General features: G+C 65.1%; 7 protein-coding genes. All 7 read right to left on the minus strand.

Going from position 1 to position 13,177, the window contains the following annotated elements; translation table 11 throughout:
• Window positions 1-19: 19 nt before the first annotated feature.
• Window positions 20-2,110, minus strand: a complete 2,091-nt coding sequence (gene fusA / locus AB3X10_RS17720) for an elongation factor G (protein ID WP_369976720.1) — start codon at window positions 2,108-2,110, stop codon at window positions 20-22.
• 140 nt (window positions 2,111-2,250) lie between these two features.
• Window positions 2,251-2,718, minus strand: coding sequence for a 30S ribosomal protein S7 (rpsG, locus tag AB3X10_RS17725; RefSeq protein ID WP_003469159.1), 468 nt, complete (start codon window positions 2,716-2,718; stop codon window positions 2,251-2,253).
• An 11-nt stretch (window positions 2,719-2,729) separates the two neighbouring features.
• On the minus strand, window positions 2,730-3,104 hold the full coding sequence (gene rpsL / locus AB3X10_RS17730) for a 30S ribosomal protein S12 (RefSeq protein ID WP_003469157.1): 375 nt from the start codon (window positions 3,102-3,104) through the stop codon (window positions 2,730-2,732).
• 221 nt (window positions 3,105-3,325) lie between these two features.
• Window positions 3,326-7,543, minus strand: coding sequence for a DNA-directed RNA polymerase subunit beta' (rpoC, locus tag AB3X10_RS17735; RefSeq protein ID WP_369976722.1), 4,218 nt, complete (start codon window positions 7,541-7,543; stop codon window positions 3,326-3,328).
• 89 nt (window positions 7,544-7,632) lie between these two features.
• Entirely contained in the window at window positions 7,633-11,784 is a 4,152-nt protein-coding gene (gene rpoB, locus AB3X10_RS17740; RefSeq protein WP_369976724.1) for a DNA-directed RNA polymerase subunit beta, read from the minus strand.
• 294 nt (window positions 11,785-12,078) lie between these two features.
• Window positions 12,079-12,450: a 50S ribosomal protein L7/L12 gene (gene rplL, locus AB3X10_RS17745; protein WP_128421188.1), complete on the minus strand. Its 372-nt coding sequence runs from the start codon at window positions 12,448-12,450 to the stop codon at window positions 12,079-12,081.
• 63 nt (window positions 12,451-12,513) lie between these two features.
• The gene (gene rplJ / locus AB3X10_RS17750; RefSeq protein WP_206234835.1) at window positions 12,514-13,053 is read right to left on the minus strand and encodes a 50S ribosomal protein L10; all 540 of its coding nucleotides are present in this window, start codon (window positions 13,051-13,053) and stop codon (window positions 12,514-12,516) included.
• Window positions 13,054-13,177: the final 124 nt, after the last annotated feature.

Raw genomic sequence — 13,177 nt, forward strand, 5'->3', positions numbered from 1 at the left:
GCATCCCGTCTCGCTAATCTCAGCTCTTCTTGATGACCGACTCGGCGATGTTGGCCGGCGCTTCGGCGTAGTGGTCGAACTCCATCGAGAACGTGGCGCGACCCTGCGACATCGAGCGCAGCGTGGTGGCGTAGCCGAACATTTCGCCCAGCGGCACCATCGCGTTGATCACCTTGCCGGACGGACTGTCGTCCTGGCCCTGCAGGATGCCGCGACGACGGCTGACGTCGCCCATCACGTCGCCCAGGTAGTCTTCCGGGGTCACCACCTCGACCTTCATGATCGGCTCCAGCAGCACCGGGCTGGCCTTGTTGAAGCCTTCCTTGAAGCCCATCGAGCCGGCGATCTTGAACGCCATTTCCGAGGAGTCGACGTCGTGGTACGAACCGTCGATCAGGCGCACCTTGACGTCCACGATCGGGTAGCCGGCCATCACGCCGTTGGCCACCGCTTCCTGGATGCCCTTGTCCACCGCCGGGATGTATTCCTTCGGCACCACGCCGCCGACGATCGCGTTCTCGAAGGTGTAGCCCAGGCCGCGCTCCTGCGGCTCGATCTCGAGCACGACATGACCGTACTGGCCCTTACCGCCGGACTGGCGCACGAACTTGCCTTCCTGCTTGACCGCCTTGCGGATGGTCTCGCGGTAGGCCACCTGCGGCTTGCCGACGTTGGCTTCGACGTTGAACTCGCGCTTCATGCGGTCGACCATGATTTCCAGGTGCAACTCGCCCATGCCGCGGATGATGGTCTGGCCGGATTCTTCGTCGGTGTTGACGCGGAACGAGGGATCTTCCTGGGCCAGGCGGCTCAGCGCGATACCCATCTTTTCCTGGTCCGACTTGGTCTTCGGTTCCACCGCCATCGAGATCACCGGCTCCGGGAACACCATGCGCTCCAGGATGATGATGTGGTCCTGCGCGCACAGCGTGTCGCCGGTGGTGACGTCCTTCAGGCCCACCGCCGCGGCGATGTCGCCCGCGCGCACTTCCTTGATCTCCTCGCGGTTGTTGGAGTGCATCTGCAGGATGCGGCCCACGCGCTCCTTCTTCGACTTGACCGGGTTGTACACCTGGTCGCCGGAGTTCAGCGTGCCGGAGTAGACGCGGAAGAAGGTCAGCGAACCCACGAACGGGTCGGTCATGATCTTGAACGCCAGCGCCGAGAACGGCGCGGTGTCGGTGGCCGGACGGCTGTCTTCCTTGTCGTCCTCGTCGATGCCCTTGACCGGCGGACGGTCGTTGGGCGACGGCAGCAGCTGGATCACGCCGTCGAGCATCGCCTGCACGCCCTTGTTCTTGAACGCGGTACCGCAGTACACCGGCACCACTTCCACCTTCAGGGTGCGCTCGCGCAGGCCGCTGACGATTTCCTCTTCGGACAGCTCGCCCTCGTTGAGGTACTTGTCCATCAGCTCTTCGTTGGCTTCGGCCGCGGCCTCGACCATGAACGCGCGCGCCTCGACGGCCTTGTCGGCCAGGTGCGCGGGGATCTCGCGGTACTCGAACACGGTGCCCTGCGAGGCGGTGTCCCAATGGACCGCCTTCATCTTGATCAGGTCGACCACGCCTTCGAAGCCGTCTTCGGCGCCGATCGGCACCTGCATCGGCACCGGGTAGGCGCCCAGGCGCGACTTCAGCTGCTCGACCACCTTGTCGAAGTTGGCGCCGGTGCGGTCCATCTTGTTGACGAAGGCAAGACGCGGCACCGCATACTTGTTGGCCTGGCGCCACACGGTCTCGGACTGCGGCTGCACGCCGCCGACCGCGCACAGCACGAACACCGCGCCGTCGAGCACGCGCAGCGAACGCTCGACTTCGATGGTGAAGTCGACGTGCCCGGGGGTGTCGATGATGTTGAAGCGGTGCTGCGGCAGCGACTTGTCCATGCCGCTCCAGAACGCGGTGGTCGCGGCGGAGGTGATGGTGATGCCACGCTCCTGCTCCTGCTCCATCCAGTCCATCGTCGCGGCACCGTCATGCACCTCGCCGATCTTGTGGCTGACGCCGGTGTAGAACAGGATGCGTTCGGAGGTGGTGGTCTTGCCGGCATCGATGTGGGCCATGATGCCGAAGTTGCGGTAACGCTCGATGGGAGTGTTGCGGGCCACAGGGAGCCTCTCAGAATTCTTGGATTGCGGATGGCCGAACGCCGCCTTGCGGCGGCCTTCGGATTTGTGCGGCGCTCGTCGGCGCAGCTAGCAGCACATATAGATAGTGCTGACGGGCCCTGTTTCCAAGGCCCGGAAGGTCACCAGCGGTAGTGCGCGAACGCCTTGTTCGCTTCCGCCATGCGGTGGGTTTCTTCACGCTTCTTGATGGCGCCACCACGGTTTTCCGAGGCGTCGACCAGCTCGGCCGCGAGCTTGCGCGGCATCGAGTTCTCGCCGCGCTTGCGCGCCGAGTCGATCAGCCAGCGCATGGCCAGCGCCATGCGACGGGAGGAACGCACCTCGACCGGCACCTGGTACGTGGCACCGCCGACGCGACGCGACTTGACTTCGACCGCCGGAGCGACGTTGTCCAGCGCCTTCTGCACCAGCTCGACCGCATTCGGGTTTTTCTCGCCGATGACGTCCATTGCGCCATAGACGATCTTTTCGGCGACCGACTTCTTGCCGCTCAGCATCACCATGTTGATGAAACGGGCGATGGTTTCGCTGCCGTGCTTGGGATCCGGCAGGACAGTGCGCTGCGGAGTAGAACCTTTACGAGACATTGTGCTTTCCCTTAGCTCTTCGGACGCTTGGCGCCGTACTTGGAACGACCCTGGCGACGCTTGGCGACGCCGGCGGCATCGAGCGAACCGCGAACGGTGTGGTAGCGCACGCCCGGCAGATCCTTGACGCGACCGCCGCGGATCAGGACCACGGAGTGCTCCTGCAGGTTGTGGCCTTCGCCACCGATGTAGCTGATGACCTCTTCCTGGTTCGTCAGGCGCACCTTGGCGACCTTACGCAGGGCCGAGTTCGGCTTCTTCGGGGTGGTGGTGTACACGCGCGTGCAGACGCCACGGCGCTGCGGGCACTTGTCAAGCGCCGGGGAGGCGCTCTTGTAGGTGGTCGCCTGCCGCGGCTTGCGGACCAGCTGGTTGATCGTCGCCATCAGTGGATTCTTCTGATTGAGGCCGTGGGGCCTGGATGCGTGAAAACGAAGGCAGGCCGAAGGACGGCCTGCCGAGACAGGAAAGTATAGCGGGCAAGTAAAAGCTCCGTCAACTCAACGGAAACTTAACTTGCTGGTCCATCCCGGACCGGAACACGGGGCGCGTCCGCTGCGCCCCCTTTCGCCTGGAACGACCGGCCCCGCGCACGGGGCCGACCGGCTCACTCTTCGCTGCTGGCAGCCGCCGGTGCGGGCGTTTCGACCGCCGGCTCGGCGTTGCCGCCGGACAGGGTCTGCATCTCCGACTCGGTCAGGCCGCTGGAGTTGCGACGGCGCAGGCTGTGGTAGGCCAGGCCGGTGCCGGCCGGGATCAGGCGGCCGACGATCACGTTTTCCTTCAGGCCGCGCAGCGTGTCGCTGGTGCCGCGCACCGCCGCCTCGGTGAGGACGCGGGTGGTCTCCTGGAACGAGGCCGCCGAGATGAACGACTCGGTGGCCAGCGAGGCCTTGGTGATGCCCAGCAGCACCGGGTCGTACTTGGCCGGCAGCTCGTTGCGGGTGGCCAGGCGGGCATTTTCCTCGATGACGCGCTGGCGCTCGGCCTGCTCGCCGTTGAGGAACTTGCTGTTGCCCTGGTCGGTGATCTCGACCTTGCGCAGCATCTGCCGGGTGATGACCTCGATGTGCTTGTCGTTGATCTTCACGCCCTGCAGGCGGTACACGTCCTGGATTTCCTTGACCAGGTACGCGGCCAGCGGCTCCACGCCGAGCAGGCGCAGGATGTCCTGCGGGCTCGGCTCGCCGTCGACCACGGTCTCGCCCTTGGCCACGTGCTCGCCTTCGAACACGATGATCTGGCGGTACTTCGGGATCAGCTCTTCGTGTTCCGAACCATCGGTGTCCTTGATGATCAGGCGCTGCTTGCCCTTGGTGTCCTTGCCGAAGCTGATGATGCCCGAGCGCTCGGCCAGGATCGCCGGATCCTTCGGCTTGCGCGCCTCGAACAGGTCGGCCACGCGCGGCAGACCGCCGGTGATGTCGCGGGTCTTGGACGCTTCCTGCGGGATCTTGGCGACCACGTCGCCCACGCCGACCGCGGCGCCGTCCTGCAGGTTGACGATCGAGCGCGGCGGCAGCAGGTACTGCGCCGGCAGGTCGGTGCCCGGGATGGTCAGGTCGTTGCCCTTGCCGTCGACGATGCGCACGATCGGGCGCAGGTCCTTGGCCTGGGTGCCGCGACGCTTCGGATCGGTGATCTCGCGCGAGGCCAGGCCGGTCAGGTCGTCGGTCTTCTCGATGACGGTGACGCCGTCGATGAAGTCGATGAAGCGGATGAAACCGGCCACTTCCGACACGATCGGGTGGTTATGCGGATCCCAGTTGGCCACCGACTGGCCGGCCTTGACCGCATCGCCGTCCTTCGCGGTGATCGTTGCGCCGTAGGCCAGCTTGTAGCGCTCGCGCTCGCGGCCGTGGCCGTCGAGCACCGACAGTTCGCCCGAACGCGACACCGCCACCAGCGAACCGTTGGCGTGCTCGACCGACTTGAGGTTGTTGAACTTGATCGAACCGGTGGTCTTGACCGTGATGTTGTCCACCGCCGCCGCACGCGAGGCCGCGCCGCCGATGTGGAAGGTACGCATGGTCAGCTGGGTACCCGGCTCGCCGATCGACTGCGCGGCGATGACGCCGACCGCCTCGCCGATGTTGACCAGGTGGCCGCGCGCCAGGTCGCGGCCGTAGCAGCGGGCGCACACGCCGAACGAGGATTCGCAGGTGATCGTGGAGCGCACCTTCAGCGTCTGCACGCCGGCCTCTTCCAGCTTGGCCACCCACTGCTCGTCGAGCAGCGTGTTGCGGGTGACGATCGGATCCTCGTCGTTGCCCGGCAGGAACACGTCCTCGGCCACCACGCGGCCGAGCACGCGGTCGCGCAAGGGCTCGACCACGTCGCCGCCTTCCACGATCGGGGTCATGGTCAGGCCGTCGGTGGTGCCGCAATCCGGCTCGGTGATCACCACGTCCTGCGCCACGTCGACCAGGCGGCGGGTCAGGTAACCCGAGTTCGCGGTCTTCAGCGCGGTATCGGCCAGGCCCTTGCGCGCGCCGTGGGTGGAGTTGAAGTACTCCTGCACGTTCAGGCCTTCGCGGAAGTTGGCCTTGATCGGGGTCTCGATGATCGAGCCGTCCGGACGCGCCATCAGGCCGCGCATGCCGGCCAGCTGACGGATCTGCGCCTGGCTACCACGCGCACCGGAGTCGGCCATGATGTACAGCGAGTTCATCGACTTCTGGTCGATGGTCTCGCCCTTGGCGTTGACCACCTTCTCGGTGCCGATGGTGTCCATCATCGCCTTGGCGATGCGCTCGTTGGTGCGCGACCAGATGTCCACGACCTTGTTGTAGCGCTCGCCGGCGGTGACCAGGCCGGACTGGTACTGCTCCTGGATTTCCAGCACTTCCTGCTCGGCTTCGCCGAGGATGCCCTTCTTCTCCGACGGGATCAGCATGTCGTCGATGCCGATCGACACGCCGGCGCGGGTCGCGTAGGCGAAGCCGGTGTACATCAGCTTGTCGGCGAACACGACGCTGTCCTTCAGGCCCAGCTGGCGGTAGCTGGAGTTGATCAGGCGGCTGATGTTCTTCTTGGTCAGCTCGGTGTTGGCCAGCGCGAACGGCAGGCCTTCCGGCAGGATTTCGGCCAGCAGCGCGCGCCCGATCGTGGTGTCCACGATCGAGGTCTTCTTGCTGCGGTTGCCGTCCTCGTCGATCACCGTCTCGGTGATGCGGACCTTGACCTTGGCGTGCAGTTCGACCGCACGGTTGTCGTAGGCGCGCTTCACTTCGGCGATGTTGGCGAACACCATGCCCTCGCCCTTCTTGTTCTCCAGGGCGCGGCTCATGTAGTACAGGCCCAGCACCACGTCCTGCGACGGCACGATGATCGGCTCGCCGTTGGCCGGCGACAGGATGTTGTTGGTGGACATCATCAGCGCGCGCGCTTCCAGCTGCGCTTCCAGCGACAGCGGCACGTGCACGGCCATCTGGTCGCCGTCGAAGTCGGCGTTGAACGCGGTACACACCAGCGGATGCAGCTGGATCGCCTTGCCTTCGATCAGCACCGGCTCGAACGCCTGGATGCCCAGGCGGTGCAGGGTCGGCGCGCGGTTCAGCAGCACCGGGTGCTCGCGGATGACCTCTTCCAGGATGTCCCAGACTTCGGCTTCTTCGCGCTCGACCAGCTTCTTGGCGGCCTTGATGGTGGTGGCCAGGCCGCGACGCTGCAGCTTGGCGAACACGAACGGCTTGAACAGCTCCAGCGCCATCTTCTTCGGCAGGCCGCACTCGTGCAGGCGCAGGGTCGGACCGACCACGATGACCGAACGGCCGGAGTAGTCCACGCGCTTGCCGAGCAGGTTCTGGCGGAACCGGCCCTGCTTGCCCTTGATCATGTCGGCCAGCGACTTCAGCGGGCGCTTGTTGGTGCCGGTGATGGCACGGCCGCGGCGGCCGTTGTCCAGCAGCGCATCCACCGACTCCTGCAGCATGCGCTTTTCGTTGCGCACGATGATGTCCGGCGCATTGAGCTCGAGCAGGCGACGCAGGCGGTTGTTGCGGTTGATGACGCGGCGGTACAGGTCGTTCAGGTCGGAGGTCGCGAAGCGGCCGCCGTCCAGCGGCACCAGCGGACGCAGGTCCGGCGGCAGCACCGGCAGCACGGTCATCACCATCCACTCCGGACGGTTGCCCGACTCGAGGAAGGCTTCGACCAGCTTGATGCGCTTGGTCAGGCGCTTGAGCTTGGTTTCAGACCCGGTACCGGCGATTTCCTCGCGCAGGCGGGTCATTTCCGACTGCAGGTCGATCGTGCGCAGCAGCTCGTACACCGCCTCGGCGCCCATCGCGGCGTCGAAGTCGTCGCCGTGCTCCTGGCGCGCGGTCAGGAACTGCTCTTCGGTCAGCAGCTGGCGGCGCTCCAGGGCGGTCAGGCCCGGCTCGGTCACCACGTAGGCTTCGAAGTACAGCACGCGCTCGATGTCGCGCAGGGTCATGTCCAGCATCAGGCCGATGCGCGACGGCAGCGACTTCAGGAACCAGATGTGCGCGACCGGCGAGGCCAGGTCGATGTGGCCCATGCGCTCGCGGCGCACCTTGGCCAGGGTCACTTCGGTGCCGCACTTCTCGCAGACCACGCCGCGGTGCTTCATGCGCTTGTACTTGCCGCACAGGCACTCGTAGTCCTTGATCGGGCCGAAGATGGCGGCGCAGAACAGGCCGTCGCGCTCGGGCTTGAAGGTACGGTAGTTGATGGTTTCCGGCTTCTTCACTTCGCCGAAGGACCACGAACGGATCAGGTCCGGCGAGGCCAGCGCGATCTTGATCGCGTCGAAGTCCAGCGTCTGGCGCTGCTGGTTGAAGAGGTTGAGCAGGTCTTTCATGGTGTTTCTCCGAAAGGAGGAATACGTGTCGATGGGCTGTCAGAGCGCTGCGGCGGCGCGGATGCCGTTGGGCATCCGCGCCTGCACGATCAGTCTTCCAGTTCCATGTTGATGGCCAGCGAGCGGATTTCCTTCACCAGGACGTTGAAGGATTCCGGCATGCCCGCGACCATCTCGTGCTCGCCGTCGACGATGTTCTTGTACATCTGGTTGCGGCCCTGCACGTCGTCGGACTTCACCGTCAGCATTTCCTGCAGGGTGTAGGCCGCGCCGTAGGCTTCCAGCGCCCAGACTTCCATTTCGCCGAAGCGCTGGCCGCCGAACTGCGCCTTGCCGCCCAGCGGCTGCTGGGTGACGAGCGAGTACGGACCGGTGGAGCGCGCGTGCATCTTGTCGTCGACCAGGTGGTTCAGCTTCAGCATGTGCATGTAGCCGACCGTGGTGTGGCGGTCGAACGCCTCGCCGGTGCGGCCGTCGTACAGCTGGGTCTGGCCGCTGATCGGCAGGTCGGCGAGCTCGAGCATGTGCTTGATCTCCGCTTCCGTCGCACCGTCGAACACCGGGGTGGCCATCGGCACGCCGTCGGTCAGGTTCTTCGACAGCGCCAGCAGCTCGGCGTCGCTGAACTGATCCAGGTCCACGCGGTCCTCGCCCAGCTTCTGGTCGTGGTTGTAGATCTGGGTCAGGAACTTGCGCAGGTCGGCGACCTTTGCCTGGGCCTCGAGCATGTTCTGGATCTTGCGACCCAGGCCCTTGGCGGCCCAGCCCAGATGCACTTCCAGCACCTGGCCGATGTTCATGCGCGACGGCACGCCCAGCGGGTTCAGCACGATGTCCACGGTCTCGCCGTTGGCCATGTACGGCATGTCCTCAATCGGCTGGATCATCGACACGACACCCTTGTTGCCGTGGCGACCGGCCATCTTGTCGCCGGGCTGGATGCGGCGCTTCACCGCCAGGAACACCTTGACCATCTTCAGCACGCCCGGGGCGAGGTCGTCGCCGGCGGTGATCTTGCCGCGCTTGTCGGCGAAGCGACGCTCGAATTCCTTCTCGTGCGCCTGGATCTGCTTCTGCGCGCGCTCGATCGCGTCCGACGGCTCCTCGTCCTTCATCCGCAGCGCGAACCAGTCGGACTTCTTCAGCCCGTCCAGGTACGCGTCGGTGATGGTGTCGCCCTTCTTCAGGTTCGGACCGCCGTTGGCGACCTTGCCGATCAACTGGGCGCGCAGGCGCGCGTAGATCGCGCTTTCCAGGATGCGGAACTGGTCGTCGAAGTCCTTCTTGACCCGCTTAATCTCGTTTTCCTCGATCTGGCGGGCGCGCTTGTCCTTCTCGATGCCGTCGCGGGTGAACACCTGCACGTCGATGACGGTGCCGTCCATGCCCGGCGGCACGCGCAGCGAGCTGTCCTTCACGTCCGAGGCCTTCTCGCCGAAGATCGCGCGCAGCAGCTTCTCTTCCGGGGTCAGCTGGCTCTCGCCCTTCGGCGTGACCTTGCCGACCATGATGTCGCCGGCGCGCACTTCGGCGCCGATGTACACCACGCCCGACTCGTCCAGGCGGTTCAGCGCCTGCTCGGACACGTTCGGGATGTCGGCGGAGATTTCCTCCGGCCCCAGCTTGGTGTCGCGCGCCACGCAGGTCAGCTCTTCGATGTGGATCGTGGTGTAGCGATCCTCTTCCACCACGCGCTCGGAGAGCAGGATGGAGTCTTCGAAGTTGTAGCCGTTCCACGGCATGAACGCGATCAGCATGTTCTGGCCCAGGGCCAGCTCGCCGATGTCGGTCGAGGGACCGTCGGCCAGCACGTCGCCGCGCGCGATCACGTCGCCCACATTGACCAGCGGACGCTGGTTGATGCAGGTGTTCTGGTTGGAGCGCGTGTACTTGATCAGGTTGTAGATGTCCACGCCGGCATCGGTGCCGCCGCCGATCTCTTCCTCGTTGACCTTGACCACGATGCGCGCCGCGTCGATCTGCTCGATCACGCCGCCGCGCTTGGCGTTCACGGTCACGCCCGAGTCGCGCGCCACGGCGCGCTCGATGCCGGTACCGACCAGCGGCTTCTGCGCGCGCAGCGTCGGCACGGCCTGGCGCTGCATGTTCGCGCCCATCAGCGCGCGGTTGGCGTCGTCGTGCTCCAGGAACGGCACCAGCGCCGCCGCGATGGACACGGTCTGCATCGGCGACACGTCCATGAAGTGCACTTCGGCCGGCGGCTTCAGCAGCGACTCGCCCTGGTAGCGGCACGGCACGAACTGCTCGGTCAGGCGGCTCTTGGAATCGTGCAGCGCGTTGGCCTGCGCGATCACGTACTCGTTCTCTTCGATCGCCGACAGGTATTCGACGTCGTCGGTGATCTGGCCGTCCACGACCTTCCGGTACGGCGTCTCCAGGAAGCCGTACTGGTTGGTGCGGGCGTACACCGCCAGCGAGTTGATCAGGCCGATGTTCGGGCCTTCCGGCGTCTCGATGGTGCAGACGCGGCCGTAGTGGGTGGGATGCACGTCGCGCACTTCGAAGCCGGCGCGCTCGCGGGTCAGGCCGCCCGGGCCCAGCGCGGAGACGCGGCGCTTGTGCGTCACTTCCGACAGCGGGTTGTTCTGGTCCATGAACTGCGACAGCTGCGAGGAGCCGAAGAACTCCTTGATCGCGGCGGCCACCGGCTTGGCGTTGATCAGCTCCTGCGGGGTCAGGCCTTCGGACTCGGCCATCGACAGGCGCTCCTTGACCGCACGCTCGACGCGGACCAGGCCCACGCGGAACACGTTCTCGGCCATTTCGCCGACCGAGCGCACGCGACGGTTGCCCAGGTGGTCGATGTCGTCGACCACGCCGCGGCCGTTGCGGATCTCGGTCAGGACCTTGATCACTTCCAGGATGTCGGAGCTGTCGGCATGCTCGGCGACCAGGCGCTTGGACTCTTCGTCGTTGCGCTCGCCGAAGTACTTCTTGTCGTACAGCACCGACTCGCCGGTGACTTCCTTGCGGCCGACACGGCGGTTGAACTTCATGCGGCCGACCGTGGACAGGTCGTAGCGCTCGAAGGTGAAGAACAGGTTGTGGAACAGGTTCTGCGCGGCATCCTTGGTCGGCGGCTCGCCGGGACGCATCATGCGGTAGATCTCGACCAGCGCTTCCAGCTGGGTCTTGGTCGGATCGATGCGCAGGGTGTTGGACAGGTACGGGCCGCGGTCCAGGTCGTTGACCCACAGCGTGCCCACGGCATCGACGCCGGCCTTGCGGAACGCGGTCAGCTGGTCTTCGCTGATCTCGTCGTTGGCGCTGGCCAGCAGTTCGCCGGTGGAGGCATCGACCACGTCGTGCGACAGGATGCGGCCGACCAGGTATTCGTCGGGCACGGCCAGCGCGGCGACGCCGGCGGCTTCCAGCTGCTTGACGTGGCGCGCGGTGATGCGCTTGCCGGCCTCGACGATGACCTTGTCACCATCGGCCAGGTCGAAGTTCAGCGTCTCGCCGCGCAGGCGCTCGGGCACCAGCTCCAGCTGCACGCCTTCCTTGGGGTCGATGTGGAAGGTGTTGATCTCGAAGAACTCGGCCAGCATCTCTTCGTTCGAATAGCCGAGCGCGCGCAGCAGGATCGACACCGGCAGCTTGCGGCGGCGGTCGATACGGGTGAACAGCGCGTCCTTCGGGTCGAACTCGAAGTCCAGCCAGGAACCGCGGTACGGGATGATGCGGGCGCTGTACAGCAGCTTGCCCGAGCTGTGGGTCTTGCCGCGGTCGTGGTCGAAGAACACGCCCGGCGAGCGGTGCAGCTGCGAGACGATGACGCGCTCGGTACCGTTGACGATGAAGGTGCCGTTGTCGGTCATCAGCGGGATCTCGCCGAGGTAGACCTCCTGCTCCTTCACGTACTTGATGGCCTTGGTCGACGACTCGCGGTCGTAGATCACCAGGCGCACGGTCACCCGCAGCGGGGCGCCGTAGCTCATGCCGCGCTGGCGGCACTCGCGCTCGTCGAACACCGGGTCGCCCAGCTTGTAGCCGACGTACTCCAGGGCCGCGTTGCCGCTGTAGCTGGAGATCGGGAACACCGATTTCAGGGCCGCGTGCAGGCCGTGGTCCGAACGCTTGTTCGGGTCGGTGTTCTCCTGCAGGAACTCGCGGTAGGAATCCACCTGGATCGCCAGCAGGAACGGCACTTCGAGGATCGAGCGCTGCTTGCCGAAATCCTTGCGGATACGCTTCTTTTCGGTGAACGAATAAGACGTCATGAGGTATCACCTTGGCTGTGCGGGCCGCGCGTCCGCGGCCCTGAGTGAACATAAATTGTCAGTTGGAAGTCGCTGGTATTGCCGGCACCAGCACGCCTTCTCCCGCTACTTCCAACTACCAACTCGGTAAGGCCGAGATTGGGGATGACGGGATTCGGGATGGGCTAAACCAGCGCCATCGAATCCCTAATGCCGAATCTCAAATCCCGGCTTTGCAACAACGGCCAAAGGCCGGGGACTTGCGTCCCCAGCCTTCGATGCATCACCTGACACGCTGGCGATGCAAGATGCCGATTACTTGATTTCGACGGTCGCGCCGGCGGCCTCGAGATCCTTCTTGAACTTCTCGGAATCTTCCTTCGACACGGCTTCCTTGACGGTCTGCGGAGCACCTTCGACCAGGTCCTTCGCTTCCTTCAGGCCGAGGCCGGTGATGGCGCGGACGGCCTTGATGACTTCGACCTTCTTCTCGCCGACAGCCTTCAGGATGACGTTGAACTCGGTCTGCTCTTCGACCGGTGCGGCGGCGGCGGCCGGACCGGCAGCGGCGACCGGGGCGGCGGCGGAGACGCCAAACTTCTCTTCGATGGCCTTGACCAGCTCCATCACTTCCATGAGGGACTTTTCGGCGATTGCGTCGACGATCTGTTCGTTAGACAGGGACATTGTGATTACCTTTGGAATTTTTTCTGGATGAGGTTCTAGTGAACCGTTTCAGGTGTCGCGAACTTAAGCCGTTTCGGCCGGGGCTTCTTCCGCTGCGGCGGGGGCTTCTTCGCCACCACCGAGCTTGTCGCCCACTGCCTTGACCGCGCGGGCGAACATGCTCGCCGGCTCGGCGAGGACACGTGCCAGCATGGCCAGCGCCTGCTCGCGGGTCGGCAGCGATGCCAGCACCTCGAGGTGAGCGGCCGGATACAGCTGGCCTCCCACGGACACGACCTTGGCCTGCAGCTTGTCGTTACCCTTGGCGAATTCCTTGATCAGACGACCGGCAGCGCCGGGTTCTTCCGTCGAGAACGCATACAGCAGCGGACCGACCAGCGCGTCCTGGACGCACTCGTATTCGGTACCGGCAACGGCACGCGAGGCCAGGGTGTTCTTGACAACACGCAAGTACACACCGGTTTCGCGCGCCTTCTTGCGCATCGCGGTCAGCTGGGCGACCGTGATGCCGGCGTACTCGGCAGCAACCAAGGAGTGAGCCTTCGCGGCAACGTCTGCCAGTTCGGCGACGACTTCTTGCTTCTGGGACAGATTGAGAGCCATTGCACTCCTCCGTTAAAGCAGAGAGTCGGGATTGGTGATTCGGGATTCGTCAGGAGCGATACCGCCGCTCTTGCCAATCCCCGATCGCGAATCGCGAATCCCCGCTTCAAACAAACTCCGCTTG

The sequence above is a fragment of the Xanthomonas sp. DAR 80977 genome (genome assembly GCF_041240605.1).
GTDB classification, from domain to species: Bacteria; Pseudomonadota; Gammaproteobacteria; order Xanthomonadales; family Xanthomonadaceae; genus Xanthomonas_A; species Xanthomonas_A bundabergensis.